29 protein-coding genes and 5 tRNA genes are annotated in these 26,867 nt (G+C 49.2%); 29 read left to right on the forward strand and 5 right to left on the reverse strand.

The window, feature by feature from the left end; translation table 11 throughout:
* The first annotated feature begins 44 nt into the window (after positions 1-44).
* The 15 genes from ribF (at position 45) to SD53_RS02700 (ending at position 12,762) form a co-directional block, all read left to right on the forward strand.
* Entirely contained in the window at positions 45-977 is a 933-nt protein-coding gene (gene ribF, locus SD53_RS02630; protein WP_046518663.1) for a bifunctional riboflavin kinase/FAD synthetase, read from the forward strand.
* Positions 978-1,030: 53 nt separating this feature from the next.
* A complete protein-coding gene (gene ileS, locus SD53_RS02635; RefSeq protein WP_046518664.1) occupies positions 1,031-3,859 on the forward strand; it encodes an isoleucine--tRNA ligase in 2,829 nt (942 codons plus the stop codon).
* On the forward strand, positions 3,859-4,365 hold the full coding sequence (lspA, locus tag SD53_RS02640) for a signal peptidase II (RefSeq protein ID WP_046518665.1): 507 nt from the start codon (positions 3,859-3,861) through the stop codon (positions 4,363-4,365). The genes ileS and lspA overlap by 1 nt, the downstream gene beginning before the upstream one ends.
* Positions 4,362-4,793 carry an FKBP-type peptidyl-prolyl cis-trans isomerase gene (gene fkpB / locus SD53_RS02645; RefSeq protein ID WP_046518666.1) on the forward strand — a complete coding sequence of 144 codons (432 nt, stop codon included), beginning with the start codon at positions 4,362-4,364 and terminating at the stop codon, positions 4,791-4,793. The genes lspA and fkpB overlap by 4 nt, the downstream gene beginning before the upstream one ends.
* A 2-nt stretch (positions 4,794-4,795) precedes the next feature.
* A complete protein-coding gene (ispH, locus tag SD53_RS02650) occupies positions 4,796-5,725 on the forward strand; it encodes a 4-hydroxy-3-methylbut-2-enyl diphosphate reductase (protein WP_046518667.1) in 930 nt (309 codons plus the stop codon).
* Between the two features lie 168 nt (positions 5,726-5,893).
* The gene (locus SD53_RS02655; protein ID WP_052749225.1) at positions 5,894-6,274 is read left to right on the forward strand and encodes a type IV pilin protein; all 381 of its coding nucleotides are present in this window, start codon (positions 5,894-5,896) and stop codon (positions 6,272-6,274) included.
* The gene (locus SD53_RS17910; protein WP_052749226.1) at positions 6,275-6,733 is read left to right on the forward strand and encodes a GspH/FimT family pseudopilin; all 459 of its coding nucleotides are present in this window, start codon (positions 6,275-6,277) and stop codon (positions 6,731-6,733) included. It abuts the gene before it with no gap.
* A complete protein-coding gene (pilV, locus tag SD53_RS02665; RefSeq protein WP_046518668.1) occupies positions 6,733-7,146 on the forward strand; it encodes a type IV pilus modification protein PilV in 414 nt (137 codons plus the stop codon). The genes SD53_RS17910 and pilV overlap by 1 nt, the downstream gene beginning before the upstream one ends.
* On the forward strand, positions 7,143-7,694 hold the full coding sequence (locus SD53_RS02670; protein ID WP_046518669.1) for a PilW family protein: 552 nt from the start codon (positions 7,143-7,145) through the stop codon (positions 7,692-7,694). The genes pilV and SD53_RS02670 overlap by 4 nt, the downstream gene beginning before the upstream one ends.
* 3 nt (positions 7,695-7,697) lie before the next feature.
* Positions 7,698-8,879, forward strand: a complete 1,182-nt coding sequence (locus SD53_RS02675) for a pilus assembly PilX family protein (protein ID WP_046518670.1) — start codon at positions 7,698-7,700, stop codon at positions 8,877-8,879.
* A 78-nt stretch (positions 8,880-8,957) separates the two neighbouring features.
* A complete protein-coding gene (locus tag SD53_RS02680; protein ID WP_046518671.1) occupies positions 8,958-9,473 on the forward strand; it encodes a type IV pilus modification PilV family protein in 516 nt (171 codons plus the stop codon).
* Position 9,474: 1 nt separating this feature from the next.
* Positions 9,475-10,416, forward strand: a complete 942-nt coding sequence (locus tag SD53_RS02685) for a PilW family protein (protein ID WP_046518672.1) — start codon at positions 9,475-9,477, stop codon at positions 10,414-10,416.
* Positions 10,417-10,428: 12 nt separating this feature from the next.
* Positions 10,429-10,812, forward strand: a complete 384-nt coding sequence (locus SD53_RS02690; protein WP_046518673.1) for a hypothetical protein — start codon at positions 10,429-10,431, stop codon at positions 10,810-10,812.
* Positions 10,799-12,361 carry a hypothetical protein gene (locus SD53_RS02695; RefSeq protein WP_046518674.1) on the forward strand — a complete coding sequence of 521 codons (1,563 nt, stop codon included), beginning with the start codon at positions 10,799-10,801 and terminating at the stop codon, positions 12,359-12,361. Before SD53_RS02690 ends, SD53_RS02695 begins: the two co-directional genes overlap by 14 nt.
* Complete coding sequence (locus SD53_RS02700; protein ID WP_046518675.1) at positions 12,358-12,762, forward strand: type IV pilin protein; 405 nt, start codon at positions 12,358-12,360, stop codon at positions 12,760-12,762. The genes SD53_RS02695 and SD53_RS02700 overlap by 4 nt, the downstream gene beginning before the upstream one ends.
* A 4-nt stretch (positions 12,763-12,766) precedes the next feature.
* Here SD53_RS02700 and SD53_RS02705 read toward each other — a convergent pair whose 3' ends face one another.
* The gene (locus tag SD53_RS02705) at positions 12,767-13,285 is read right to left on the reverse strand and encodes a GspH/FimT family protein (RefSeq protein WP_046518676.1); all 519 of its coding nucleotides are present in this window, start codon (positions 13,283-13,285) and stop codon (positions 12,767-12,769) included.
* 162 nt (positions 13,286-13,447) lie between these two features.
* Between SD53_RS02705 and SD53_RS02710 the strand changes: the two genes are divergently transcribed.
* Both SD53_RS02710 and glnB read left to right on the forward strand, forming a co-directional pair.
* A complete protein-coding gene (locus tag SD53_RS02710) occupies positions 13,448-15,061 on the forward strand; it encodes an NAD+ synthase (RefSeq protein ID WP_046518677.1) in 1,614 nt (537 codons plus the stop codon).
* A 7-nt stretch (positions 15,062-15,068) separates the two neighbouring features.
* Positions 15,069-15,407, forward strand: a complete 339-nt coding sequence (gene glnB, locus SD53_RS02715) for a nitrogen regulatory protein P-II (protein WP_046518678.1) — start codon at positions 15,069-15,071, stop codon at positions 15,405-15,407.
* 55 nt (positions 15,408-15,462) lie between these two features.
* Here the strand turns inward: glnB and ettA are convergent, their stop codons facing one another.
* A complete protein-coding gene (ettA, locus tag SD53_RS02720; protein ID WP_046518679.1) occupies positions 15,463-17,124 on the reverse strand; it encodes an energy-dependent translational throttle protein EttA in 1,662 nt (553 codons plus the stop codon).
* A gap of 161 nt (positions 17,125-17,285) precedes the next feature.
* Between ettA and SD53_RS02725 the strand changes: the two genes are divergently transcribed.
* From SD53_RS02725 to SD53_RS02735, 3 genes are all read left to right on the forward strand, one after another.
* Positions 17,286-17,639, forward strand: a complete 354-nt coding sequence (locus SD53_RS02725) for a DUF2750 domain-containing protein (RefSeq protein ID WP_046518680.1) — start codon at positions 17,286-17,288, stop codon at positions 17,637-17,639.
* Between the two features lie 157 nt (positions 17,640-17,796).
* Complete coding sequence (locus SD53_RS02730) at positions 17,797-18,351, forward strand: glutathione peroxidase (protein WP_106693124.1); 555 nt, start codon at positions 17,797-17,799, stop codon at positions 18,349-18,351.
* Positions 18,352-18,485: 134 nt separating this feature from the next.
* Positions 18,486-19,232 carry a sulfite exporter TauE/SafE family protein gene (locus SD53_RS02735; RefSeq protein WP_046518682.1) on the forward strand — a complete coding sequence of 249 codons (747 nt, stop codon included), beginning with the start codon at positions 18,486-18,488 and terminating at the stop codon, positions 19,230-19,232.
* A gap of 15 nt (positions 19,233-19,247) precedes the next feature.
* Here the strand turns inward: SD53_RS02735 and rnhA are convergent, their stop codons facing one another.
* A complete protein-coding gene (gene rnhA, locus SD53_RS02740; protein WP_046518683.1) occupies positions 19,248-19,718 on the reverse strand; it encodes a ribonuclease HI in 471 nt (156 codons plus the stop codon).
* Positions 19,719-19,783: 65 nt separating this feature from the next.
* Between rnhA and dnaQ the strand changes: the two genes are divergently transcribed.
* The 9 genes from dnaQ to SD53_RS02785 all read left to right on the forward strand — a co-directional run bounded on the left by dnaQ (position 19,784) and on the right by SD53_RS02785 (position 25,014).
* Entirely contained in the window at positions 19,784-20,488 is a 705-nt protein-coding gene (dnaQ, locus tag SD53_RS02745; RefSeq protein ID WP_046518684.1) for a DNA polymerase III subunit epsilon, read from the forward strand.
* Entirely contained in the window at positions 20,476-21,903 is a 1,428-nt protein-coding gene (locus SD53_RS02750) for a TIGR03503 family protein (RefSeq protein WP_052749227.1), read from the forward strand. Before dnaQ ends, SD53_RS02750 begins: the two co-directional genes overlap by 13 nt.
* 108 nt (positions 21,904-22,011) lie before the next feature.
* Positions 22,012-22,088 (forward strand) — tRNA-Asp (locus SD53_RS02755).
* A gap of 19 nt (positions 22,089-22,107) precedes the next feature.
* Positions 22,108-22,184: transfer RNA gene (locus tag SD53_RS02760), tRNA-Asp, on the forward strand.
* A gap of 28 nt (positions 22,185-22,212) precedes the next feature.
* Positions 22,213-22,289, forward strand: a tRNA-Asp gene (locus tag SD53_RS02765).
* Positions 22,290-22,331: 42 nt separating this feature from the next.
* A tRNA-Asp gene (locus tag SD53_RS02770) sits at positions 22,332-22,408 on the forward strand.
* Positions 22,409-22,498: 90 nt separating this feature from the next.
* Positions 22,499-22,579, forward strand: a tRNA-Asp gene (locus SD53_RS02775).
* A gap of 178 nt (positions 22,580-22,757) precedes the next feature.
* Complete coding sequence (locus SD53_RS02780) at positions 22,758-23,777, forward strand: oxidoreductase (RefSeq protein WP_046518685.1); 1,020 nt, start codon at positions 22,758-22,760, stop codon at positions 23,775-23,777.
* A gap of 4 nt (positions 23,778-23,781) precedes the next feature.
* Positions 23,782-25,014, forward strand: a complete 1,233-nt coding sequence (locus tag SD53_RS02785) for a serine hydrolase domain-containing protein (protein ID WP_241481742.1) — start codon at positions 23,782-23,784, stop codon at positions 25,012-25,014.
* Here SD53_RS02785 and SD53_RS02790 read toward each other — a convergent pair.
* A complete protein-coding gene (locus tag SD53_RS02790) occupies positions 24,968-26,143 on the reverse strand; it encodes a GGDEF domain-containing protein (protein WP_046518686.1) in 1,176 nt (391 codons plus the stop codon). The genes SD53_RS02785 and SD53_RS02790 overlap by 47 nt on opposite strands.
* A gap of 234 nt (positions 26,144-26,377) precedes the next feature.
* Positions 26,378-26,867 (reverse strand): HD-GYP domain-containing protein (locus SD53_RS02795; RefSeq protein WP_046518687.1); only part of this gene is annotated, 490 nt, incomplete at its 5' end.

Here is a 26,867-nt window from a genome sequence, read left to right on the forward strand (position 1 = left end):
TTATAATCGGGCACTTTTCGACGGCAGCAGAGTAAAAATACCGGATGGAGTTAATTCGCGGCTTACATACAATTCAACCCAGACATCAGGGCTGTGTGTTAACTATCGGTAATTTTGATGGCGTACATCTGGGGCATCAGGCTGTGCTGGCTCAGTTGAAAGCTATAGCGGCGGAGTTAAAGTTACCTGCAGTGGTGATGGTATTTGAGCCTCAGCCACTGGAATTATTTAACCCAGCCGGTGCGCCCGCGCGGTTATGTCGTTTTCGCGAAAAGTACCACTGGCTGGCGCAACAAGGGGTGGACCGCATGCTCTGCGTGCCTTTTACCCGTCAATTTGCCAGTCAGGAGCCGGAACAATTTATTCAGGATTTGTTACTGAACAAGCTTGGCGTTAAGCATTTAATTGTTGGCGATGATTTTTGTTTTGGAAAAAATCGCGCCGGTAATTTCGCCTTGTTACAGCAAGCGGCGGCCAAACATGGGTTTGGCTTGGGTAACACAGCCAGCCTGAAACAAAACAATCAGCGCGTGAGTAGCACTTTAATTCGACAGGCGCTGGAGCAGGATCAACTTGAACTTGCGGCCCAGATGTTAGGCCGGCCTTTTTCGTTAATGGGGCGGGTGCGGCATGGCCAGAAAGTCGGGCGGCAGTTGGGTTTCCCGACGGCCAATGTCTGGCTGTACCGAAAGAATTTACCTGTGCATGGCGTCTATGCCATTGAAGCTGTCACCCAAATGGGGCTTTACCATGGTGTGGCCAATATTGGTTCAAGACCGACGCTACAAGGTAAAAAAGAGCAACTGGAAGCGCATTTCTTTGATTTTAACGGCGACTTATATGGCCAACAGATCGAAGTGATTTTAAAAAAGAAAATCAGGCCGGAGCGACGTTTTGATGGCCTTGCGCAATTGCAGCAACAAATTGCCTTAGATGCGCAGCAGGCGCGCGATTATTTTGCTTTGCCATCCGCTTAAAGCACGGCACAGTGACACGAATTTAAACTTTAAAGAACACGGAACAACAACGGATGACTGACTACAAGCAGACTTTGAATTTACCGGACACGGCTTTTGCCATGCGCGCCAACCTGGCGCAGCGTGAGCCGCAGATGTTAGCCAACTGGACAGAAAAAAATCTGTACCAGAAAATTCGTCAGGCCAAACAAGGTAAAAAAACCTTTATCCTGCACGATGGCCCTCCATACGCCAACGGTAACATTCACATTGGTCATGCGGTCAATAAAATCCTCAAGGATATGATTGTAAAAGCCAAGACCTTGTCTGACTTTGATGCCCCTTATGTGCCGGGCTGGGACTGTCACGGTCTGCCGATAGAGCTGGTGGTTGAGAAGAAATACGGTAAGCCAGGTGTGAAATTAAGCGCTGCAGAGTTCCGTCAAAAATGCCGTGATTATGCACTGACGCAAATCGAAGCACAAAAAGTCGACTTTATTCGTTTAGGCGTGTTAGGCGATTGGGACAATCCATACCGCACTATGGATTTTGCCACAGAAGCCAATATCATCCGCTCTTTAGGCCGTATCATTGATAATGGCCACCTGCAGCAAGGCTTTAAGCCAGTGCACTGGTGTACCGACTGTGGTTCTGCTTTGGCTGAAGCTGAAGTGGAGTATCAGGATAAAGTATCGCCAGCTATTGATGTACGTTTCACCCTGGTGAACGAAGCGGACGTGAATAAATTTGATCACCCTGAAGGTCACACTGGTTCTGGCCCTGTGTCTGTGGTGATTTGGACCACGACGCCATGGACTATACCTGCTAACCGAGCTGTAGCGCTGAATGCCAAAATTGAGTACAGCCTGGTACAAGTCGAACAAGGCCCCAATGGCCCAGAGCGCTTAATTGTAGCCACAGACTTAGTCACTACAGTGATGGCCCGTGCTGGTCTGGAGCACTACCATAATTTAGGCTTCTGCAAAGGTCAGGCACTGGAGCTGGTGCAATTAAAACACCCGCTGTATGACTTTGCCGTGCCGGTGATCTTAGGTGAGCACGTCACCACCGATTCTGGTACTGGTGCCGTACATACGGCGCCAGGCCATGGCCCGGAAGACTTTACTGTCGGTAAGCTCTACAACTTAGAAGTAGCTAACCCGGTGGGGGCAAACGGTGTTTATCTGCCGGATACGCCTTTATTTGCTGGTCAGCATGTATTTAAAGCCAACGATTCTGTGGTGGAAGCCTTAAAAGAGGCTGGCAAGCTCTTGGTGCATAAAGCCTTAACGCATAGCTACCCGCATTGCTGGCGCCATAAAACTCCTATTATTTTCCGTGCCACACCACAGTGGTTTGTCAGCATGGAACAAAAAGGCCTGCGCAGCACCTCGTTAGAACAAATTAACCAAACCCGCTGGATCCCAGACTGGGGTCAGCAGCGGATTGAAAACATGGTGGCAGGTCGTCCGGACTGGTGTATTTCCCGTCAGCGGACCTGGGGTGTGCCTATTGCACTTTTTGTTGATAAAGACACCAGTGCCTTGCACCCCAATACGCCGGCTTTAATGGAACAAGTGGCCAAGCTGGTGGAACAGTCTGGTATTCAGGCCTGGTTTGACTTAGAGCCAGAAACATTATTAGGTGCTGATGCCGCTCAATATGTCAAAGTGACAGACACGCTGGACGTTTGGTTTGACTCAGGCGTGACGCACGCTTGTGTGATTGAGCCTCGTGCTGAATTCCATGGTGCCACGCAGGCGGATCTCTATTTAGAAGGGTCGGATCAGCACCGTGGCTGGTTTATGTCGTCTCTGATGACAGGTGTAGCGATTAAACACCACGCGCCCTACAAACAAGTACTGACCCATGGTTTTACCGTCGATGGCGAAGGCCGCAAAATGTCCAAGTCGCTGGGCAATGTGGTGTCGCCACAGGACGTGATGAACAAGTTAGGTGCTGATATTCTGCGCTTATGGGTCGCCACCACAGATTACACCTCAGAGATGACAGTCTCGGATGAAATCTTAAACCGCGCTGCCGACAAATACCGCCGTATCCGTAACACAGCCCGTTTCCTTTTAGCGAACTTAAAAGGTTTTGAGCCAGAGACACAATCGGTACCCTTTGCAGAGATGGTGCAACTGGATTTATGGCTGGTGCAACGTGCGGCTAAATTGCAGCAGGAAATTGTCGACGCCTATGAAAACTATCAGTTCCATCAGGTCAGCCAGAAGTTAATGAATTTCTGTACTGTCGAGTTGGGTAGTTTCTACTTAGACGTGATTAAAGACCGTCAATACACGGCTAAAACTGATGGTTTAGCCCGTCGCTCCTGTCAGACTGCGTTATTCCATGTGGTGCAGGCCATGGTGCGCTGGATGGCGCCTATCATGAGCTTCACAGCGCAGGAAATCTGGGAAGTGATGCCAGGGCAGCATAGCGAGTTTGTCTTTACCGAAGTCTGGTATCAGGGGTTAGATCATGTACCAGCCGGTCAGTTTGATAATGCCTTCTGGCAACAACTGCTGGAAGTGCGTGATGCCGTCAACAAGGTGCTGGAAGTAGGCCGTCGTGATGGCAAAATTGGTGCGTCCTTGCAGGCTGAAGTGACCTTGTATGCCAAAGGTCAATTGGCAACAGATCTGATGTCGATTGGTGATGAGTTACGTTTTGCTTTGCTCACTTCTACTGCGGTGGTGTCCAGCGATGCGGCGCCTGCGGATGCAGTCGTCACCGACATGGACAACCTGTTTGTGGTAGTCAATGCCTCCACTGCACCTAAATGTGATCGTTGCTGGCACCACAGACATGATGTCGGTCAGCATCCAGCACATCCGCTGATTTGTCTGCGTTGTGTCGATAACGTTGAAGGTGCTGGTGAAGTAAGGAAGTTTGCCTGATGCATTTATTCAGAGAAACTGGCTGGCGCTGGTGGTGGTTGGTACTGTTGGTGTTAGTGGCTGATCAGTTGAGCAAAATCTGGGTGATTCAGAACTTCAGCTTAGGCGAATCTGTGTCTTTGTTGCCGGTGTTTAATTTTACTTATGCCCGCAACTATGGCGCTGCCTTTTCGTTTTTAGGCGATGCTGGTGGCTGGCAACGTTGGTTTTTTACCCTGATCGCTGTAGTGGTCAGCATCGTATTAGCCATCTGGTTAAGCCGTTTAGCCAAAAGCCAGTTGAAGTTATCTTTGGCGCTCAGCCTGATTATCAGTGGTGCTATTGGCAATTTAATCGACCGCAGCCTGTACGGTTATGTGGTGGATTTTCTGCATGTGTTTTATCAGAACTGGCATTACCCTATTTTTAATATTGCCGATTGTGCTATCAGCATTGGCGCCGTTTTACTGATCTGGGATAGCTTCAGCAGCGAAAACCAGCAAGCCACTTCAGGAGACAAGCAGTGATCATAGGTCCAGGCAGTACTGTGATATTTCACTTTGATATTAAGTTGTCCGACGGCAGTGCCGCCGAAAGTACCCGCGTGCATAACAAACCAGCCAAGTTGCAAATGGGCGATGGTAGCTTGTCGCCTGCTTTTGAAGCTCAGTTAAGCGGTATGGCGGCTGGGGATAAACGTACTTTTACCCTGGCACCGGAAGATGCCTACGGTATGCCCAATCCTGACAATATTTATTATGTCGACCGCAGTAAGTTTTCAGCCGAGGCTCCGGCCAAAGTCGGCATGATCGTCGGTTTTGCGATGCCAGACGGTTCTGAATTGCCAGGACTTATTCGTGAAGTGGTGGGCGAGTCTGTCACTGTGGATTTTAACCATCCGCTGGCCGGCCAGACTCTGACCTTTAATGTTGAAATCGTACAGGTTATCAATTAATTATGGATATCTTACTCGCCAATCCACGGGGTTTTTGTGCCGGAGTTGACCGTGCTATCAGCATAGTGTCTCGTGCGCTGGAAATTTACGAGCCGCCGATTTATGTGCGCCATGAAGTGGTACATAACAAGTTTGTGGTCGATGGCTTACGTCGCGCTGGTGCTGTGTTTGTCGACGAGCTGAACGAAGTGCCGGATGACGCCATCGTGATTTTCAGTGCTCATGGCGTATCGCAAGCGGTGCGTGAACATGCCAAACAACGGGGCCTGAAAGTCTTTGATGCCACCTGTCCTTTGGTGACTAAGGTACATATGGAAGTCACCCGCGCCAGTCGTAAAGGTATTGAATGTATTCTGATTGGTCATGCCGGACACCCGGAAGTCGAAGGCACTATGGGCCAATACGACAACCCACAAGGTGGTATTTATCTGGTGGAGTCTGTGGAAGATGTCGAAAAGCTGCAGGTGAAAAATCCATCCCAGCTTTGTTTCAGTAGCCAGACTACGTTATCTGTCGATGATACCGCTGATGTGATAGATGCGCTGCGCACACGCTTCCCTGATATTGAAGGGCCGCGTAAAGACGATATTTGTTACGCCACCCAAAACCGGCAGGATGCGGTGCGTGAACTCTCGGCCAAAGCCGAATTGTTGCTGGTCGTTGGCGCGAAGAACAGCAGTAATTCGAACCGCTTGCGGGAACTGGCTGAAAAAATGGGTTGCCGCTCCTATCTGATTGATACTGCAGCGGATATTCAGCAGGACTGGCTGAAAGACGTTAAATCTGTCGGCGTGACTGCCGGGGCTTCTGCGCCTGAAGTGCTGGTGCAGCAAGTGGTGCAGCGCCTGACGGAATGGGGGGGTAAACAAGTGATTGAGCATCCAGGCCGTGAAGAAAACGTGATTTTTGCGGTGCCAGCAGAATTAAGATAACTAACAAGCCTCGTGAATACGGGGCTTTTTTTTGGCTGATTTTCTGCTCTGTGCAGAAGTCAGGCACTAAATCCTGCGGCTGTGGAGCCAGCCACTGGCTAATGCAGCAGACTTTGCTAAAGTTAGGCTACTGGCGCAGTGGGGTTTTGCCGCAGGAGTTCACCGTCTTTGAACAAGTTTTATGATTTGGGTTTCAGCCTGATTGAGTTAATGATCGCCATTACTGTCGCTGGTATCCTTTTTGCCATAGCCTTGCCCGCGTACCAGGATTACATCATGGTATCCCGCCGGGCTGACGCGGTAGAAAGCTTGTTTACCCTGTCGCAGCAATTAGAACGCCAGTTCACGCAGAGCAATAGTTACACCGGATTATCTTTAGCAACCTCATCCAGCGGTGGTTTTTACACTATTTCCGCCGAAATAACGGACACAGCCTTTACATTGACCGCAACAGCCACTGGAGCCCAAAGTGCAGATTCCCTCTGTAGCACTTTTACTCTAAACCAGCGCGGTGAAAAAGGCGGCTCTAATCCACAGGAGTGCTGGTAAATGCTTCAGCAGCGGCACTCAGGTTTTAGTTTGATCGAACTTATGATGGCAGTAAGCCTGATGTTGATCCTGACCCTTATTGCAGTGCCTGCGATGGATACTATGCTCAAACAAAATACGGTACGCAGTCAGGCGAATGCACTGCTGGCGTTACTTCAGTTCACCCGCTCTGAAGCGATCAAGCAGCAGCAGACGATACAACTCACCTTGTCCGACACAGACGAGGGGTGGCAGGCTGACGTTACCCGGCTTGCAGATACACAGCTTTTACGATCAATGAGTCATGATACTGCAGACATCCTGCTGGCCGATGACACCACTGTTTTGTTTGATGCCAAAGGCCGGGCGGCGGCGCAAGCCTGTATCACCTTGTCGTATAGCGGATATGCTGATTTAGATCGTCATCTCTTCGTTAGTTTAGGGGGCCAGATAGCCGTAGAGCAGGGAGGATGTAGTTGATGCTCTCACTCCGATTCTCAGCAGGATTCAGTGTACTGGAAGTTCTGGTTTCGGTGTTGATCCTGTCCTTTGGTCTGTTAGGTATGGCTGGTTTACAGCTCAAGTCTTTGCAAAATAGTCATTCAGCATACCAACGTACTTTAGCAACAGTGATCGCAATGGATGCCGGGGAACGTCTCTGGGCCAACAGTGCGTCTGCTGCACCTTTAACCACAGCAGAACTGGCTCAGCAGTGGCAAGAACACTGGCAAAGTGCTGAGGATGGACGTTTAACTTTGCCCGGTTTGGCCGCGACGATCACAGCACCTGCAGTTGGAGAGACCACTTACATTATTCATGTCAATTGGGATGAGAGCCGGTTTAGCGGCAGTGCGGAGACTCATTTCACCTACGCGCTGGATTTATATCCATGAGGTCTGGCCGGGCGATCAATATAGCGTTGCACTATGGCCTGACTCTGGTTGAGTTACTGATTGGTTTAACCCTTGGCATTATTCTGATTTGGGGTGGCATTCAGATTTTTGTTGCCGGGCAACACGCATATCGCGAGTCACAGCGTTTCAGTGTGCTGCAGGGCCATGTCAGTTTTGTCACTGATAGTGTGCTGAATGATGTCCGAGGGGCCAGTGCTGTGGCTCTGAATGCGAGCTTTGACACACTGACGATCAATCAGGGCGCAGCCGTGATCACCTATCAACTGACGAATGATGCAGAGCTTCACCGTACCGTGACAGGCGAAGCTGCGGCTGTGATCGCTGATAACATACAGACAGTGCTTTTTAGTTGCCTGGATGCAGAATCAGTGGTGGTTGCTTGTGGCAATGCGGTGACATTACTCACCCAGGTCCAGTTGAGTACCGGAGCAGCGGATTATAGCCAGCAACATCAGTTCAGCTTTCGGGTGGCACTGCGCAATGCGGTGATGACACAAAAATTTGTAGCTGCAGCTTCAGGAGGCTGAGTCATGAGATACCAAGAACGCGGTGCAGTACTGATTGTCAGTCTGATGTTGTTAGCTGTCGCGACCGTGGTTGGCATAGCAGGCATAGGCAATACCCAGTTGGCGGAGCGCATTGCTTCTAATCAAAAACAGGCTTCAGAAGCTTTTATGGCCGCAGAAAGTGGCCTGGTACGCGCGAAAGTCTGGTTTGATGACCCGGCAAATGCTGGTTTGTGGGGAGACAGTGCCGCGACTCTGGCGGCGATTAACGCAGGCCAGCAGAATTTACAAAACAGTGCACAGTGGCGATTGGAATCTGTTGATTATGTGTCTAATCCTGGATTTGCGCTTCTTGTCAGCGTCGGCACTATCAGTAATACCGGCGTTCAACGCAAAGTACAGGCCTTGTATCAACAAGCGAAAGCCTCGGGTAATCTTGCGGCGATGAATATCATAGGCAACATCAAAACCTTTGACACCGCGAACAGTGCTTCATTTGAAATCATCGGTGAGCTGGACGCTCAGGGAAATGCGATAGGACCAGCCCTTGCCACCAACACTGATGCTAATGTCGAGCTGATGGAAACTGATATTAACAGCAAGGGCCGGATGGATAATTACAAAGGTGGCATCAAAAAAGTTGAATTTGATGACCCTTTTGGTGATCCGCAGAAAATGGCTGAGTTTATTGCGGCGTTAAAGGCTGAGTATTATGCGTTGCCTGTGGCACAACGTGGCGTTGCTCCGAATAATATGGGCACAGTAGCAGTTCCCCGTATTACTTATCACAGCGGTCCGCTGCAATTAAAAGGAAACAACAGCGGTGCCGGTATTTTAGTGGTGGAAGGGAACTTGTCTTTTTCTGGTACGCCCAGTTTTGAAGGCCTGATTATTGTCACAGGTCAGACTTTTACTATTTCGGGTGGCGGTAATGGTGGCGTATTGGGGGGCGCTGTGGTATTCGCCAACCCGTTGCAGGACGCCAATACCGGTGAGTGGAGTTTTGGCAAAGCTGAGGCAACTTTTGTATTTGATGTAGATGGCGGCGGCAAAGCCACTTTCAGATACGACAAAGGATCGCTCGAAACCGCCCGGGATTTATTAAGCGAAAACGGCGTCGCTCAACAAATGTGGCAATTGGATAGCAGTGCAGGTTCCAGCGCAGCCACACCGAGCAGCATGAGTGCCTGGAGTGAAGTCTACTAAGACGCTACTGGTGCGACCATTGGGAAAAACTGCCGACAGAGTTTGACCTTTTAAGGAACAGAGGTAAATTTAAGGTAAATGGACTTGCACGGGCGTCGGGATATGCCACAGGCCTCTGGTTTTACCTTTACCGAAGTTCTGATCAGTTTATTTTTGCTGTGCCTGACAGGACTGGGCGCTTTAGGCGCTTCTTTGTTTGCGCGTCAGCAAGTCATTCTGGCCACCCAACACACCATAGCTTTAGCTCTGACAGCCGAGTTGGCTGAACGAATGGCAAGCCATAACAGGGTTTTTGCCGATTACCAGGGTACACATCCACTCTGGACAACTGAGCAGCCTGCTGTTTGCAGCCCAAATTATCTCTGTGATGCAGCGCAACTCAGTCAGTATCATTTATACAGTACCTTGAGTGCCTCTGGTCATTCACAAAGTTTACAGCTGTTACAACAACCTGCGCTTTGTATCGGACAGCAGGCCGGGCAGACAAAGATCCAGTTGAGCTGGCGCTCTGTGGCTAAAGTACAACTCCAGCGCCCAGCCTCTGTCTGCGATGTATCACCCAACCGTCTGCAAATTTCTATGGTGGTCCCTTAAAATGCGTGGCTTCACTTTGGTGGAGTTGCTGATCAGCCTGACCCTGGGTTTAGTGCTGATGGCCTTTCTGATTGGGACTTTGTTTGCGACTCAGCAGTCCAATCGTCAAACTCAGCAATTGGTACAACTACAACAAAACAGTCAGATGCTGATGACGGTGTTCCAGGCTGAGTTACCTAATCTGATGTTTTTCGCTGGCCGCAGTCTGGCTGATGTTGCATCAGCGACTCATCAGCTTGCTCCTGTGTTGGGCGATTGTGCCGCAGACTTTGATGCCGGCAGTTTTCCAGTGCAAGGCCAGCCCTATCTGGGATTGTATGCGCAACTGGTGGAACAGCATCATCATCTGGCTTGTTTGAATCAGCCCAAGGCTGGCTCTGAGCTACTGCAGTTTAAACGAATTGTGGGGGTCAGCCTGACCGCAACTCAAATGCGTCAGAACCGGGTTTATTTTGAAACTTCACCTGCCACTAGTCAATTTGTGACCAGTTCCAGTGCTAACTTAATGCCAGATTCCTCGTATTGGCCCTATTCTCATCAGGTTTTTTATATTGCGGAACAAAAACACTCCGGCAAGGTTATTCCTGTATTGATGCGTAAACGGTTGATCCGTAACGCTGCCGGACAAAATCTGATGACCACAGACTCTGTATTGGACGGGGTCGAGAGAATGCATTTTGAATTCGGTCTGGACGGCAATTTAGACGGTCAGGTTGATTATTATCTGGCAACCAGGCAGATGCAACTTGCGCACTGGCAGCAACAGAAACATCGTATTATCAATATCAAATTTTACGTGCTGCTACGCAGCTTAGATGAAGACTTTAGTTATCAAAACAATCAGTTGTATCAGATGGGCCAAGAGTGGTTTAAGGCTCCTTCTGACCCGTTCCGGCGCCTGTTAGTCAGCAGTTCTGTGGCATTTAGCAACACACGCTTATAAGAGGAGGTCGTTATGATGTCAGGTTCTAAAGGTTTTATTCTGATCACCACCCTGATATTAATGCTGGTATTGAGTTGTATTAGCTTATCTATGCTGGTGCAAACACAATTGAGTCAAAAGTTAGCAGGCAGTGCTACCTTAGCTTTTCAATTGAAACAGCAAACTCAAAGCAAGCATTTGCAGGAATTGAAGCAACTGCAACAAAGTACAGCTGAATCCGATCGGTATTCGATTGGCCCCTGTCCGGCGCATTATGCGGCCTGGACTGAGTTGACGTTCAGATGCGAGTGGTATCAGGTGCAGACTTCGCAGCGCCACGCCCAGCATCACCACACAGTCACCAGTGTCTTAGTCAGACAATCCTTGTCTGAAGGAGGCGGGGATGGAGTTTTATAAATTAGCGCTATGTCTGTTGCTGTGCAGTCAGCAACTTTGGGCTGCTTCTTACTGGAGCCATATTCCTGAAGTGGGTTCTGTACAACTGACCGAGCTGACCACAGCGCAACATCAGGCCGTTGCACTGCATCTGCAGCTTAGTACTGAACAAACCACAGAGTGGTTGAATAACTTGCCTGCACTGCTGGACAGTTTATCCTGCGCTACCATAGACAGCCAAAGTCAGCCTGTGCCAGGCTTTAAAGATGCCAGTTATAAGCTTGTCAGTTATGCAGGTGTGCTGAAGCTATTCACTGATGCTAAAGCAGAAAACACATTGTGGTGGTTGCCCTGGTCTTTATTGCCTGTATTGTCGCAATTACAACAGCAATTAGCAGAGATGGACACCCAGCTCCATCAGCCTTTGTTGATCACAGAGCAGCAGCTTGGAACTGAAGATCAGTTGATCATTGTCAGTGGCAGCAGTGTCAGTCCTGCGGTTTATTTTGCATTGAGACTGGATGAGCAGCAGAGGATCGAGCTGCTGTGGAGTCTGGATGCAACTGTTGCCGGATTTGCAGATTTAGCAGGCTCTGCGGCTCAGCCCTTATTGATGCTCGAGCCGAGAGAGCAACCTGTATTGCCCGCTTTGTCCGTGCTATTAGCAAATACAGCGCAAGCAGCAACAAAAACACTGCTGTATAAAATCGATATGATGACAGGACGGCTGCAAAGCAGACTGGCTGCCACACAGGATATAGCTGGATTGTCTGGTGCTTTGGTGCTTTATGATCACGACAGAGATACTGTGTCAGACAGTCTGTTGTTCAGCACGAAATCCGGTCAACTCTGGCAGGTTCAGCTTGAGGAGCAGCAGTTTCACACTATGCAGACTGTTGCTGACTTATCCATGCTCAATCTCAGCGATGTTCAGTTTATCCGCACTTTGTATGCTGCCGTGCCAGTGGGAGGCTCTGGCAGTGATTTTCACTCAAGACGGAGCCAATGGTTGGTTGTACTGGCCGCGTTACGACAACAAAACACCGTATTGGTTGTACTCAAACCAAGCAGTGACATGACCTCATCCCCGCCTGACTTAGTCGACAGAACTTTACCCGGCTCCCCCGAGCTTGCACTATTAACGCCGCAAGACTGGCAGCACATTCAGCAAAAACATGGCTGGTTCAGCCAACTGAATGGGCGTTTGACTCAGCCTCCTTTAGTGGCTGCAGGTGTGGTGTATCTCAATCTGCTTAAGCAGAACCCTGAGCAGTTATGCAGTGCAGAACAAAGTAGCTCAGCTTTGACGGCTTTGCATTTACATCATGGCTCTGCAGTGTATCGCCAGCCCAGCTTACCTTTAGTGCAAGCCGCTGGTTCCTTGAAAGTGAAAGCGAATGAGCAAGGCGGTTTTTCGCTGATCGATCCGCATAGCCAGCAGGTACTGATTGAACAGATGCTGGAGATCAGCCCAGATTGCACTCATTGCAGCAAAGCCATTCGGCAAGACAGTTTCCCACGCTGGCAGTTGATGGGAACCTATCACAACGAAGAAGGAGTTTACGAATGAGGGGCAGACAGCAGGGATTAGGCTTTATTGAAGTGGTCGTTGTATTGGCTATTTTAGGTATTTTAACCTCGGTCTTATTACCTGGCTATCAGGATCATGTACTGAAAAGTTACAGAGCTGAAGCGATGCAGACGCTATTAAAAGTGGCTGGCTTACAGGAAATGTTGTTGGTGGATCAGCGACGATACAGTGCAGATCTGACTGAGCTTGGCTTTGCTGCTCAACAGTTTTTAACAGAATCCGGTCGTTATAAAATAAGTGCTGTTGTTACAGAGCAGGGCTATCAGCTTAAAGCTCAGGCTCAACAGGCTCAGACCGAAGATAAAAGCTGTCAGGTATTTTTGCTGAACAGTTATGGTCAAAAAAGCAGTGAACCCGGTTCAGTCTGTTGGACCCATTAAGTTTCTAATAAGGGCAGGGTTTATTTTCCTGCCATAACCGACTCCGCCCAGCCTGGCTGACGGTTAATCTGAAGTGCCACTGATAAGGCGTTTTGCTGCAATAGATAAAAGTACCGGATTCTAATAAATCCAGACTACCGTCACTGCGAAACTGCAGTGACGGTCTGTTGTAAAACAACTGATGGCTATGTACCGGATGCTTTAGTTCACGTAGCAGCAGATCCTGCCAGTTTTGTAAGGCTTTTTGATGCAGTTGAATAGGGGCTGAGTTCCAGTCTGAGCTGCAGACTGTGCCATGGCGCGGGCAAATCTGTACCGGATCTTGCTGAGCTATGGCATGTACTCTGGCATAAGCTAAGTGTTGACTCAGTTGCCGCATAAAATGTTCTGCTTGCAGGCGCAACCAAAACTCTCTTAAGTCGGGCATTGCTATGGTCGACACTAGCGCGAGGAGCGTCAACACCAGCAACAGTTCAATCAGGCTAAAGGCCTCAGATGCGCTGGGTAAGTGAGAGGCACGCATAGGCAAAACGTCCTTGTGGATTCATCAGAGTAAGTTTAGTTGCATTGATGTTAAATATCTAAAATGAGTACAGGTTTCGGCTTATGGTTCGGGCTCGATTGAGTCCGGCGCTAAAAATCGCTACCATAGCGGCAGTTTTCTCATCCTTTAGTGCAGGTTCAGATGTCCTCTGCTGTCTCTATTACCCTGGTACAACAGCCCTTTATTGTGGCTGCTGTGGCGCAAAATACTGCTAAAGTGCTGGAGATTGCCGCAGGCAGTCAAAGCGATCTGTTGTTATTTCCTGAACTGACCTTAACAGGTTACCCGCCGGAAGACTTATTGCTGCGGCCTGACTTTCAGTTACTGGTCGAGCAAAGTCTGCAACAGATTTGTGCCGCTAAGTTGCCTAATACGCTGGTGCTGGGCCACCCATGGCGTGATGGCGAAGCCTTGTATAACGCCGCTTCTGTCATTCAAAACGGGGCAGTGATAGCGCGTTATTACAAACAGGCGCTGCCTAATTATGGCGTGTTTGATGAAAAACGTTATTTCACTGAAGGTACTGAAGCCTGTTGTTTTGAGCTCAAAGGCCAACGTTTTTCCGTACTGATTTGTGAAGATGTCTGGCAAGGTGCTCCGGCCGCTTTAGCCAAAGAGCAAGGCGCTGACTGGGCTCTGGTATTAAACGCGTCGCCTTATGAAATAGGCAAAGCGCAGCAGCGTGAAGAGCTGTTACAAACCTTAGCTAAACATCTGCATCTGGGGTTTGTCTACGTCAATCAAGTCGTAGGACAGGATGAGCTGGTGTTTGATGGCCAGTCGCTGGTCGTGAGCCCGGATGCGCAATTAGTGTTCCGTGGTAAAGCCTGTGAACCTGAACTGGCGACTGTCAATTTAGCGGTCCCTGGTCAGCAGTATGGCCATACGGAGCTTGCACCCCGCTTATCGGTTGAAGCCGAAGTCTATGCTGCTTTAGTGATGGCGACCCGCCATTATATTCAGCACAATGGTTTTCCTGGTGCTGTTTTAGGTTTATCCGGTGGTATTGATTCGGCCTTAACGCTGGCGATAGCTGTGGATGCAATAGGGGCCGATAAAGTACAGGCCCTGATGCTGCCTTTTGCTTACACTTCGTCGATGAGTGTGGAAGATGCCAAAGCTCAGGCCCAGGTGATGGGTGTTGAGTTTGATTCAGTCTCTATTGAGCCTATGTACAACAGCTTTATGCAGCAACTCACACCGCTGTTTAAAGGCAAAGGAAAAGATACGACAGAAGAGAACCTGCAGGCCCGTATTCGTGGTGTACTGTTGATGGCGATGTCGAACAAAACCGGCCGTATGCTGCTGACTACAGGCAATAAAAGCGAAAACGCGGTCGGTTACTGCACCCTATACGGCGATATGTGTGGTGGTTTTGCGGTGATTAAAGATGTGCCAAAAACATTGGTGTATCGTTTGGCAGACTATCGCAACAGCCTCTCGCCTGTGATCCCACAACGGGTGATCGACAGACCGCCATCGGCTGAGCTGGCGCCGGATCAAACCGACCAGGACAATCTGCCACCTTATGATGATTTAGACGCCATGATTGAAGCTTATGTCGAGCACGACAAGTCACTGCCCGCCATAGTGGCGATGGGCTATGATGAAGCGACAGTTCGTCGGGTGTTAAACCTGATTGATATCAACGAATACAAAAGACGCCAGTCGGCCGTGGGTCCAAAAGTGACCAGCCGCAACTTTGGTAAAGACAGAAGATACCCCATCACATCGTGGATGCGGAAACAGCGCTGAGGAAGTCATGAAAAAAGTTGAAGCTATTATTAAGCCGTTTAAGTTAGACGATGTACGCGAAGCTCTGGCCGAAATTAATATCACCGGCATGACAGTGACTGAGGTCAAAGGCTTTGGTCGGCAGAAAGGCCATACTGAACTGTACCGTGGTGCTGAGTATATGGTCGACTTTTTACCTAAAGTAAAAATTGAACTGGTGCTGCCGGACGAGCAAGTGGAGCGTTGTATCGAGGCTATTATCAAAACGGCTCAGACAGGCCGCATTGGGGATGGCAAAATTTTTGTGTTTGATGTCGAGCGTGTGATTCGTATCCGCACAGGCGAAGAAAACGAAGACGCAGTGTAAACAGCAAACCAGAGTAAAAAGGGGGGAAAGCTTTGGCTTTACCCCCTTTTTTTAATCAGATCTTTTTGTATTTGATCCGGTGTGGTTGCATTGCATCAGCACCGTAAGTGGCTTTCATCCAGGTCTCGTAGTCTGAATAGTTACCTTCGAAGAAGTTCACTTTGCCTTCGTCGCGGTAATCCAGAATATGAGTGGCAATACGGTCCAGGAACCAACGGTCGTGCGAGATCACCATGGCACAGCCCGGGAAGTCGAGGATGGCGTTTTCCAGAGCCCGTAAAGTTTCAACGTCCAAATCGTTGGTTGGTTCGTCGAGTAACAACATGTTGCCGCCAGCTTTTAACAGCGCCGCCAAATGCACACGGTTACGCTCACCACCGGACAACTCGCCGATAAACTTCTGCTGATCGTTGCCTTTAAAGTTAAAGCGACCGACATAAGCACGGCTTGGAATTTGGAAGTTGCCAATCTGCAGAATGTCCTGACCGTTGGAGATTTCCTGCCACACGGTATTTTTCGGATTCATGCTGTCACGGAACTGATCGACGCTGGCAATTTGCACAGTTTCGCCCACTTCTATAGTGCCTGCATCAGGTTGTTCCGACCCAGTGATCATCTTAAACAGCGTCGATTTGCCGGCACCGTTCGGGCCGATAATACCCACTATGGCGCCTTTAGGAATGCTGAAACTTAAATCGTCAATCAGCACGCGGTCACCAAAGGTTTTACGCAGGTTTTTCACTTCCAGCACTTTATCGCCTAAACGTGGTCCTGGCGGAATAAACAACTCGTTGGTTTCGTTACGTTTCTGGAAGTCCTGGCTTTGCAGCTCTTCAAAACGGGCCATACGGGCTTTGCTCTTAGCATGACGGCCTTTGGGATTGGTACGCACCCATTCCAATTCCTGTTTGATAGAGCGCTGACGGGCGTTTTCGCTGCGTTCTTCCTGCTCCAGACGGGCATCTTTTTGCTCTAACCAGGACGAGTAGTTACCTTCCCACGGAATACCTTCACCGCGGTCCAGCTCTAAAATCCAGCCAGCGACGTTATCAAGGAAATAACGGTCGTGGGTAATAGCCACTACAGTGCCAGTGTAATCGTGCAGGAAGCGCTCTAACCAGGCCACAGATTCAGCATCCAGGTGGTTGGTCGGTTCGTCCAGCAGTAACATATCTGGTTTTTCTAACAATAAACGGCAAATCGCAACCCGGCGGCGTTCACCACCCGATAAATGCTTAATCAGCGCATCCCATGGCGGCAGACGCAGCGCATCGGCAGCGCGGTCGAGAATATTGTCAAGGTTATGACCGTCTTTGGCCTGAATAATAGCTTCCAGCTCACCTTGCTCACGGGCTAAAGCGTCGAAGTCGGCATTTTCTTCCGCGTAAGCGGCGTAGACCTGATCCAAACGGGTTAAGGCGTTTTTCACATCAGCGACAGCTTCTTCCACCACGGCGCGAACTGTTTTTTCCGGATCCAGTTCTGGTTCCTGTGGCAAATAGCCAATATTGATACCAGATAAAGCACGGGCTTCACCATCAAACTCTTTATCCACGCCTGCCATAATGCGCAACAGGCTGGATTTACCTGAACCGTTTAAACCCAACACACCAATTTTTGCACCAGGGAAAAACGACAGCGAAATGTCTTTTAAAATAGTGCGCTTAGGCGGCACCACTTTCGACATGCGGTACATGCTGTAAATATACTGAGCCATAGAGTCACTCATCTTGTTGGTTAGAATGCGGCAATTGTACGTTATTTTTAAAAAACAGGGGAACAGCAGCGCAGAGGAAAGGGGATTTTAATTCGTCTTTAATCGGGTTTTCTGCTCTAATAGTGCCAATTCAACTTAGTGTTCAGAGAAAGGTGGTTGCCATGGGCGAATATTCACATGATCCGGTGTTTCAAAATTTTATTGCAGAAGCCAAAACCCATGGTGTGGTTTGGACTTTAGCCAATGGCGAAGACTTGTTGGTGGTGGAGTCTGTTGATTTTGAAGATACAGACGTGATGCCATTCTGGTCGAATCAGCAAGCGGCTTTAGTGCATTGCTCGGACGAATGGTCAGACTACAAACCAGAAGCTATTCCGCTGGATGTGTTCTGTGAAGGCTGGTTGCAGGAAATGTATGACGATGGCGTGTTGATTGGCACCAACTGGGATGAGTCTTTAAATGGCCCTGAAGTGGAGCCGCGTGAAATTTTAGAAGCTCTGGCTTTAGTGCAATAGTTGGCGGTATTGCCAGGAACGATAAGGGCGGCTCAGGCCGCCTTTTTTATCATGGCATGAAAGAACCTGGTCTGGACCACGGTCTGTTACCAAAGCTCAGATCCAGCATCTGACTTGGTCCGTAACAGTTCACAGCATGTAATCACAGGAGCTACCAATGAAAACAATAAAGAAGATGCTGACTGCAACGCTGTTGCTCAGTGCAAGTGGGACAGTTTTTGCGAATAGCTGCGGCGAAATCCTTGGTCATTCACTGCCACAGTTACGTAAAAAAGAAACACTGGATTTATGTGAAACCTACAAAGGCAAGACCTTATTAATCGTCAATACGGCCAGTAAATGTGGCTTTACTCCACAATTCACCGCGCTGCAGGGCTTGTATGAGAAGTACAAAGACCAGGGCTTAGTCGTATTGGGTTTTCCATCTGACGATTTTATGCAGGAGCATGATGACGCCGAAAAAACGGCGGAAGTTTGCTACATCAACTACGGTGTGACTTTCCCCATGTTTGCCACAAGCGCTGTGCGGGGTGATGACGCCAACCCGGTATTTAAAGCCTTAATTGCCAAAACAGGTGAAAAGCCATCCTGGAACTTTAATAAGTATTTGGTGAGCAAAGACGAGCAGCAGGTGAAGCATTTCGGCAGTAAAGTGTCGCCGGACGATGCTGATTTTGTCAAAGAAGTCGAGGCGTTATTAAAAGCCGATTAAACCAGTACTGTTTAGTTATCCAAGGTCAGCCAGCGCTGGCCTTTTTTTATGCGGATACACCGCCCCTTCAACTTGCTTATTCCTTAAGTGAAGTTTAATATTTCTTTTAGTTATTAAGAAGTGGCGGGTTTTTTATGTCGGCTCTGGTCCTGATTTCGGCCTTAATTATTGGCTTGAGTGTAGGCTTGTTAGGTTCAGGAGGATCGATCCTGACCGTGCCTGTACTGGTACATTTAGTGCATTTACCGGAAAAAGTCGCCATAGTTTCCTCTTTGGGTGTGGTCGCCCAAATCAGTTTTATTGCGTTACTGCCCTATTTGTGGCGTCGTCATCTGGATTTTGCTTTGTTTGGACGTTTTGCCGTGCCGGCTTTTTTCGGCACTCTGCTTGGTGTCGTTTTAGCGCAATGGCTGCACTCCTCGATACAGTTATTGATCCTTGCCATGTTGATGCTGGTCAGTGCTGCCAATATGTGGCGTAAGACGATTTGGCAATGGAAAATTAACTCTGGCTGGCTGTTGGCTAGTGTGGCAATGAGTCTGGGATTATTAACCGGATTAGTAGGCGTAGGGGGGGGCTTTTTGATTGTGCCACTGCTGCTGGCAGTGACTGCTATTCCGATGTCTGGCGCCATCGCCTGTAGCCTGGCACTTATTTTTCTGCAAAGCAGCACTGGGTTTATCAGCCATTACGCACTAATGTCCCTTCAGGGAGAAGCTTTACCACTGCAGTTGATTGGTTGGTTAGGTTTGATCGGTGCCGGTGGCAGCTTGCTTGGCGTTGTGGTGTCCGCTTACCTGCCACAACTCTGGGTGCGTAAAAGCTTCTCTGTATTGCTGATTGTGACCGCAGTGTCACTGTTGTGGCCTATCATCCGCTGACTGCGCGGTCGCCTATCAGATGGACGCTTGAAAACCTTCGTCCACTTCAGTCGCCTGATGTGTAGCCGCAACCCGGGCTAATTCATCACAACGCTCGTTTTCCGGGTGACCGGCATGACCTTTGACCCAATGCCAGTTCACCTGATGTCCCTGACAAGCGGCATCCAGACGGCGCCATAAGTCCTGATTTTTCACCGGCTGTTTCTGGCTGGTTTTCCAGTTGTTTTTTTTCCAGTTGCTCAGCCACTGCGTGATACCCAAACGCACATATTGACTGTCTGTGGTCAGGTCCACCTCACAGGGGTGTTTCAGACTCTCAAGGCCAACGATAGCCGCCAATAGTTCCATCCGATTATTGGTGGTTTGTTGGTAACCTGCAGACATTTCTTTTTGGTGTTGTTGGTAGCGTAAAACTACGCCATAACCACCAGGCCCCGGGTTTCCAAGACAAGACCCGTCTGTGTAAATCGCCACCCTTTTACGCATCGATACTTCCCACAACTGAAATCGGCGTATAATCTAACGTAAAAGCGGCAAGAACACGAATCAGAATGCTGAAAAGACAAATAGTACTGGATACCGAAACCACAGGTTTAAACCCACAGGAAGGCCACCGAATCATCGAAATTGGTTGTGTGGAGCTGGTCAACCGCAGGCTGACCGGCAACAATTTCCATGTTTATTTACAACCTGATCGGCTGATTGATCAGGAAGCTATAGCGGTTCACGGCATTACCAATGAGTTTTTAATTGGTAAACCCCGCTTTGCCGATATAGCTCAGCAGTTTTGCCAGTATATAGCGGGGGCAGAACTGGTGATCCATAACGCCGCATTTGACGTCGGCTTTATCAATCACGAATTTAGTTTGCTGCGCCCGGCTCTGGCACCTGTCACTGATCTATGTGCTGTGCTGGATACTCTAAAAATGGCCCGTGAGGCGCATCCGGGACAAAAAAATAACCTCGATGCCTTGTGCCGTCGTTACGATATCAATAACAGCCACCGTACTTTACACGGCGCATTATTGGATGCTGAGATACTGGCTGATGTGTATCTGGCAATGACAGGGGGACAGGTCAGCTTAAACCTGGCGAATGATGAACAAGCCACAACGCAGCAAAATGTGGTGGTGGGGCAACTGAAGAGAACCAGTCGTTTACCTGTGGTGTTTGCCTCTGAAGCTGAATTGCAGTTGCATGAGCAGCGTCTGGATTTGGTACAGAAAAAAGGAGGCTGCTGCTTGTGGCGAAACTAATTTCTTTGTTGTTGCTGTGCATCAGTTTACAACTTGTCGCGCAGGATAGCCCAGCGCCAGTGGATGCTGAGCCTGTCGCTGAGGATCCTACCGGTTTAAGTTTATTGCCTGACTTACCTGCGAAAAATCAGATCCCACTGTTTGATAACAGGTTTCGCATCGACTACGAAGTGGAAGAAATTACCATGGTGTTCTTCCGTAAACGTGGCTCTCCCTCCGTGATCTTAGTCAGGCCTGATGGCAGCAAAATTAATGTCGTCAATGCAGAGGATCAGGATGTGCGATGGTATGACGATCAAACCTATGATTTGATCAAAATAAAACAGCCAACCCCGGGGCCCTGGCAAGCCATAGGGCAAATTTTGCCTGAAAGTAAAATCATGGTACTGACAGAGATTGAACTCAAAGTCGATCCCTTACCTGAGCATTTGATGGCGGGCGAAATTATTAAAGTAACCGCAACGCTGACCAATGGTGGGAAACCTATAGTCGCTAAAGATTTCCGTGACTTATTGCGCCTGGATGTATTGTTTATCAGCAGTAACAACGCCGAGTACGACAATTTTGGTGCTGGCGTGATTGAACTGACGACCTTTGCCGATGATGGACGCAATTTTGATGAAAAACCACGGGATGGTATTTTCACGGGTGAATTTAAACTCGATATGAAACCAGGGCAGTGGCAACCTAAATTTGTGGTCAAAACCCCTTTGTACACACGGGAAGTGGTCCAGGAACCAGTGATTCTGCATAAAAGCCCGATTAGTTTCGAGGTCGCTCAAGCGACAAAGGCGGAGGACTTGCATTGGCTAACCTTTAAAGTCACGGATCCGGTGATTAATCCGAAGTCTGTTGCGCTGCAGGGCAAAGTTCGTTTTCCTAATAATGAAGTGCAAAGCTTTACCCTGGGGGAAAGCGCTGAGGCCGACAAAAAACTGAAAATTGTTAACTACGCCAGCGGTACGTACAGGGTGGAAAGTACCTTGTTTGCCCAAACCGTGACCGGACGTGATGTGGTGATTACCTTACCTGTGGCTTCTTTTGTCGCCGAAGTGATTGAGCCTGAGCCTGTGGCACCTGCAGGTAGCGAGGCCAACACAGAAGCTGCTGCAGCAATTGAATTGGCAAAAGCCTCTTTAACGCCTGCGGTCAGCGAGCCGGTTAAACAGGAGGAAACCTCTTTTCCCTGGGCTTTAGTGATCCTGAGTAATCTGGTGATTCTTGGCGGTGGTGGTTTTGCTATCTGGATGGTAGCGACCGACCGTTCTTTTAAAACCTTGTTTGCGAAAAAGAATAACTCAATGGATTTGGATTCTATTGCGATGCCGGGGCCGGGCGAAGTAAAAATGACCAAGCCAGCGCAAAAAAACGACAAGAAAAACGACATTCTGGAACTTTCTTTGCCGGATGATTAAGGAATAAACAAAAGCGGCAAAAAAGTCGTTGACGGCCCACCGGTGAATCCGTATTATTCCCGCCGCAACGCAGCATACCCAATTGAAAATGCTGCGCTGTATTGGCGCGGAGCGGTAGTTCAGTCGGTTAGAATACCGGCCTGTCACGCCGGGGGTCGCGGGTTCGAGTCCCGTCCGCTCCGCCAATTTAATAAATGCTTCTTCGGAGCGGTAGTTCAGTCGGTTAGAATACCGGCCTGTCACGCCGGGGGTCGCGGGTTCGAGTCCCGTCCGCTCCGCCACTTAAGCATTTATCGTTTGTCTGATTCCGGAGCGGTAGTTCAGTCGGTTAGAATACCGGCCTGTCACGCCGGGGGTCGCGGGTTCGAGTCCCGTCCGCTCCGCCATTTCAGCAAACCAGCCTCTAGAGCAAAAGCTCACTCCAGCGCGGAGCGGTAGTTCAGTCGGTTAGAATACCGGCCTGTCACGCCGGGGGTCGCGGGTTCGAGTCCCGTCCGCTCCGCCATTTTACTGGGTTTGTGACTCAGTAAACAAAACAACCAGCCTAGAGCTGGTTTTTTTACGGCTAAATTTTGCATGCTGTCTGGCGACATCAGTTCAGTCGGTTGCTCTCTATTAAAGCATGGCCGGCCTGTCACGCCGGGGGTCGCGGGTTCGAGTCCCGTCCGCTCCGCCATTTTACTGGTTTAACATCCAGTAAGAATCAACCAGCCTTGAGCTGGTTTTTTTGTATTCGCAACCATCCATGGTGCTCACCCGTACCATACGCTACTGTTTTCTCGGATATTTCTCTCCCTCTTTGTATTTGCCGTATTACACTAGGTCCAGATGCGTTTTCTGTGACTTGAGCTTTTATGATCAAAACTGCCGTTGTTGGTTATGGTTTGTCCGCCAAAACCTTTCATTTGCCTTTTATTCGACTGCAACCCGAACTTGAATTAGTGGCGATCAGTAGTCGTCAGCCCGAATTAAGGCTGGATTATCCGGATATACAGCATTACTCAAGTGGCGATCAGCTTATCGAGCTTTCTGACGCCGAGCTTGTGGTGATCACCTCACCTAACGACAGTCATCACCCGTTGGCAAAACAAGCCTTGCTGGCTGGAAAACATGTACTGGTGGAGAAGCCCTTTGTATTGACAGAAGAGCAAGGGCAGCAGCTATTTGAGCTGGCGGACAAGCAACAACGTCAGTTATTTGTCTACCATAACAGACGATTTGATGGCGATTTTCTGACGTTGCAGCAGTTGCTCAGTTCAGGTCAACTCGGAACTATCCGCTACTTTGAATCGCACTTTGACCGTTTCCGGCCTGTACCACGGCCACGCTGGCGTGAGCAGGAAGGAGAGGGAAGTGGGATTTTGTATGATTTGGGGCCACATCTGATTGATCAGGCCCTTGCCTTATTTGGCCCACCACAGGCACTGACAGCCCGTTGTCGTGCCTTACGTCAGGGCAGCGAAACTGTGGATTATTTTCACCTGTTGTTGCATTACGCCGACAAAGAAGTGGTGCTGCATTCCAGCCCGTTTTCGGCACATCCAACCACGCGTTTTATTCTGCAGGGGGATTTGGGGTCTTATCATAAAACAGGTTTGGATCCGCAAGAAGATGCACTAAGGGCTGGCCAGCATCCCACAGGTGTAGGCTGGGGGCAGGAAGCAGAAGTCATGTATGGTGTACTAGCCGATGCCGGGGGGCAGCGGCCTTATCCAACTCTGGCTGGCAACTATCAAAGGTTTTACCAGCACCTGGTCGCTGGTTTACAGCAAGCCAGACCCCACCTGGTTTCTGTCACTGAAGCTTTGCAAGGTATTCGCCTGATAGAGCTGGCGCTGCAAAGTCAACGCCTTGGCCGGACTCTGGAGTTTTAACACTGTGCCAGGCGGTGCGGGCAAAAGTGTAGCCGTCGGCTTGTTGGGGTACTGCGCTTTGGCCAGCGCCGCAGCATCGCAGTTATTCGTACCAGATGCCTCGGCTGTTCTTGCTCAGTCCTTTGAGTCTGAGCTGTATTTACCACGAAAAAGTGCTGCTGATGCAGGGCTTAATCAAGCCGCAGTGCAGCAACTGTTGTTGCAGATTGAAAATAAAATCAAGCCGGGTTATCAGCAGGTGCATAGTCTGCTGTTGTATAAATCCGGCGCTTTGGTGCTGGAGTACTATCAAAAAGGCAATAACGACTTTATCCATTTTGAGCAAGGCATTAGCCTGGTCAAAGGTCAGCAGGAGTTTGTCTGGTCTGCAGAGCAACCCCATTATGTGGCGTCTGTTACAAAAGCCGTCACGGCTACCTTAGCCGGAATCGCCATACAGCAGACAGCTTTGACTGTCGACAGCACTTTGGCACAGCTATTACCTGAGCATCCGATGATCCAGGCTGATCCGATAAAAGCCAGCATTAGCCTGCACCAGTTATTGTCGATGCAGGCTGGTTTTGTCTGGGATGAATGGACAGGGGATGCTTTGCTGAAGCTTTGGCAGCAGCAAAATTTTGTCGATTATCTGTTGCAACAGCCCAATACCGGACCCGGTACTAGCTGGGCTTATAACAGTGCTTTACCTAACCTGGTGTTGCAACTGATACAGCGTGAGCTGAAGCAGCCGTTGCAACTTTGGGCTAAACAGCATCTATTTGATAAGTTGGGTTTCGGCTCCTATCGCTGGGAAACCCAACCCGATGGATTGCCTGAAGGGGCGGCTCGTTTATGGCTCAGACCCCGGGATATGCTCAAACTCGGGGTGTTATATCTGCAGCAGGGGCAATGGCAGGGGGAGCAGGTATTGCCTGCCGGGTGGGTGCGACAAATGACCCGTCGCCAGGCCACAAGTGTGGCGGGCGATTACGGCTACTACTTCTGGTTACGACAGCAAGACGGTATTTCGTATTACACCGCTGAAGGAGATGGCGGTCAGTATATTGCCGTGTTTCCTGAGCTGGAGATGGTCGTGGTGCTGACTCAGGGCAATTATTTGCAGTGGCCTCTGTATAAACAGCAGGCGGAACGGATCATCCGGCATCTGCTCCACAGTATCGGTGCTGTTTCAGCTACTAACCCGCCGCCATTTATTGAGGATTTGCCAGACAAGCCCGATTTCGACCCTCGGCTTTAGCCTGATACATAGCTTTGTCGGCCAATGTCAGCAAATGTTCGGCTTTGGCACCCGGATATACTGTGACATAACCCAGACTGGCACTGAGTTCTATGGGAATGTTGTGCCAGATTAACTGACAGCCAGCCAGCGTTGTTCTGATCTTTTCTGCGATCAGTGGTAGTTCAACCGCTGTGACCCCAGGGAATAACAGCAGAAATTCTTCACCGCCATAACGACTGACCAGATCCTGAGTACGAACCACGGCGGACAGGGTTGTGGCACAGCGACGCAAAGCGGCATCTCCGGCATCATGTCCTAAACTGTCATTGATCCGTTTAAAGTGATCTAAGTCTAATAAAATCAGGCTATAGCTTTGCTGCTGCTTTTGCCACAGCTCATGCATTTCCTGCAGTTTTTTCAGCACAGCTCTGCGATTCCATAAGCCTGTCAGTTGATCCCGCTCGGCAAACTGACGGATTTTAGCCACCAGACGGGCTAGGGCGCCTCCTATCATCACGATATTGATCGTTAGCGTCAGGACCACATAACACCATAACAGTGGCACAGCCTCTGCGGTATAGGTTGCAACAAAGGCATCGGCTTTGGTTTCTGGCCAGAGCAAGATCAGGGTTCGGGCGAAAAAAATCAGCGTCACGACAAATAAAGGTGCAGACATCAGACAGGCTGCGACCTTGCCAAAATCCTTTTGAATAGCCCGAAAGTTGGTACTGCTGGCTGAGTATAAAAACAGCGTTGCCGTGACTGAAAACAAGATACCTAACACCACCGTATCAGGTTGATACAGATGAGTGACCAGCATCAACAAGGCGGTGAGCAGAAGGACCGAACTATCACGGCTTGTGGTTGCGCGAAATTTGAAGAGTTGTTGTATGCCCCAGCCAATCAGCATAAAACTGGTCAAAATGGCCAAGTCTGCGATAAACCAACGGAGGAAATTGTTTGCTGTGCTCTGTAAGCTCAGCAGGTAAATACCAGAGCCTAACGATAGATTAGCAAAAAAGAATCTGGCACTGGCTTTGGGCGCTATACGTAAGGGCCTGACCATAAAACCCCAGGCTATACCTGCGATCAGGGTCAATAACCAGATAAAAGAGATCAGTAATTCTGAGTCTGGATGACTATTCATAAATTTTTAGTTCTGTCCGGTGATCAATAAAACCACTTTATTAACCACGTTAAGTCGTCTGCAAAACAGCAGTTTAAAAATTCAGCGTACTACATCCTGACAGCTGATCACTGATTTGTATACAGAAGTTAAAGGGAGCTTTACAACTGGTCTGACATTATAAAGCGAAATGACGCAGCTCAGTAGCAAAAAATGCTCCAGTCCGGAATAATGAGCTGAAGTCGTTGAGCTGACTTAATTTTTTTGTTGAACAAAATAACTCACCTGAGCTCTTGGGTTTAAATAGGCGAAAACTTCCGGGGGTAAGGCTTTTGGCTTGATGACTTTTTCAATCGACAGTTTGTTGGCTTCTAAAGTGACGATAGCCGCTTCAAGCCGGGGCACGTCGGCATCATAAATCAACACATCGGGGTAGAGCATGGAGTCAGAGTTCACGGCCATAACAATGCCTACTCTTTGATCCGACAGCAGAACTACGGTTCCGGGTGGATAAATCCCCATCATCTTGATCATCATCTTCATTTCCAGATCACCCAGCTTGCCTTTCATGGTTTTATACATCACGGATAAGGCATGGTGCGGTGAGCGGGCCTGCGACATATCCTGCGGGTGACAAAGATTGTCAAATTCATTGACCACAGCGACTATGCGGGCCAGCTTATGTATGGCGTCTGCGTTTAATGCGGCTGGGTAACCGCTGCCATCCAGATACTCATGGTGCTGT

Origin of the sequence: Rheinheimera mesophila (assembly GCF_000986865.1) — a bacterium.
GTDB lineage: Bacteria > Pseudomonadota > Gammaproteobacteria > Enterobacterales > Alteromonadaceae > Pararheinheimera > Pararheinheimera mesophila.

What these genes read in the sequence shown, in the direction of transcription:
- ribF (WP_046518663.1), top strand. Translation starts at nt 45, where the DNA reads ATGGAGTTAATTCGCGGCTTACATACAATTCAACCCAGACATCAGGGC.
- ileS (WP_046518664.1), top strand. Translation starts at nt 1,031, where the DNA reads ATGACTGACTACAAGCAGACTTTGAATTTACCGGACACGGCTTTTGCC.
- lspA (WP_046518665.1), top strand. Translation starts at nt 3,859, where the DNA reads ATGCATTTATTCAGAGAAACTGGCTGGCGCTGGTGGTGGTTGGTACTG.
- ispH (WP_046518667.1), top strand. Translation starts at nt 4,796, where the DNA reads ATGGATATCTTACTCGCCAATCCACGGGGTTTTTGTGCCGGAGTTGAC.
- SD53_RS17910 (WP_052749226.1), top strand. Translation starts at nt 6,275, where the DNA reads ATGCTTCAGCAGCGGCACTCAGGTTTTAGTTTGATCGAACTTATGATG.
- pilV (WP_046518668.1), top strand. Translation starts at nt 6,733, where the DNA reads ATGCTCTCACTCCGATTCTCAGCAGGATTCAGTGTACTGGAAGTTCTG.
- SD53_RS02670 (WP_046518669.1), top strand. Translation starts at nt 7,143, where the DNA reads ATGAGGTCTGGCCGGGCGATCAATATAGCGTTGCACTATGGCCTGACT.
- SD53_RS02675 (WP_046518670.1), top strand. Translation starts at nt 7,698, where the DNA reads ATGAGATACCAAGAACGCGGTGCAGTACTGATTGTCAGTCTGATGTTG.
- SD53_RS02680 (WP_046518671.1), top strand. Translation starts at nt 8,958, where the DNA reads ATGGACTTGCACGGGCGTCGGGATATGCCACAGGCCTCTGGTTTTACC.
- SD53_RS02685 (WP_046518672.1), top strand. Translation starts at nt 9,475, where the DNA reads ATGCGTGGCTTCACTTTGGTGGAGTTGCTGATCAGCCTGACCCTGGGT.
- SD53_RS02690 (WP_046518673.1), top strand. Translation starts at nt 10,429, where the DNA reads ATGATGTCAGGTTCTAAAGGTTTTATTCTGATCACCACCCTGATATTA.
- SD53_RS02695 (WP_046518674.1), top strand. Translation starts at nt 10,799, where the DNA reads ATGGAGTTTTATAAATTAGCGCTATGTCTGTTGCTGTGCAGTCAGCAA.
- SD53_RS02700 (WP_046518675.1), top strand. Translation starts at nt 12,358, where the DNA reads ATGAGGGGCAGACAGCAGGGATTAGGCTTTATTGAAGTGGTCGTTGTA.
- SD53_RS02705 (WP_046518676.1), bottom strand. Translation starts at nt 13,285, where the DNA reads ATGCGTGCCTCTCACTTACCCAGCGCATCTGAGGCCTTTAGCCTGATT.
- SD53_RS02710 (WP_046518677.1), top strand. Translation starts at nt 13,448, where the DNA reads ATGTCCTCTGCTGTCTCTATTACCCTGGTACAACAGCCCTTTATTGTG.
- glnB (WP_046518678.1), top strand. Translation starts at nt 15,069, where the DNA reads ATGAAAAAAGTTGAAGCTATTATTAAGCCGTTTAAGTTAGACGATGTA.
- ettA (WP_046518679.1), bottom strand. Translation starts at nt 17,124, where the DNA reads ATGGCTCAGTATATTTACAGCATGTACCGCATGTCGAAAGTGGTGCCG.
- SD53_RS02725 (WP_046518680.1), top strand. Translation starts at nt 17,286, where the DNA reads ATGGGCGAATATTCACATGATCCGGTGTTTCAAAATTTTATTGCAGAA.
- SD53_RS02730 (WP_106693124.1), top strand. Translation starts at nt 17,797, where the DNA reads ATGAAAACAATAAAGAAGATGCTGACTGCAACGCTGTTGCTCAGTGCA.
- SD53_RS02735 (WP_046518682.1), top strand. Translation starts at nt 18,486, where the DNA reads ATGTCGGCTCTGGTCCTGATTTCGGCCTTAATTATTGGCTTGAGTGTA.
- rnhA (WP_046518683.1), bottom strand. Translation starts at nt 19,718, where the DNA reads ATGCGTAAAAGGGTGGCGATTTACACAGACGGGTCTTGTCTTGGAAAC.
- dnaQ (WP_046518684.1), top strand. Translation starts at nt 19,784, where the DNA reads ATGCTGAAAAGACAAATAGTACTGGATACCGAAACCACAGGTTTAAAC.
- SD53_RS02780 (WP_046518685.1), top strand. Translation starts at nt 22,758, where the DNA reads ATGATCAAAACTGCCGTTGTTGGTTATGGTTTGTCCGCCAAAACCTTT.
- SD53_RS02790 (WP_046518686.1), bottom strand. Translation starts at nt 26,143, where the DNA reads ATGAATAGTCATCCAGACTCAGAATTACTGATCTCTTTTATCTGGTTA.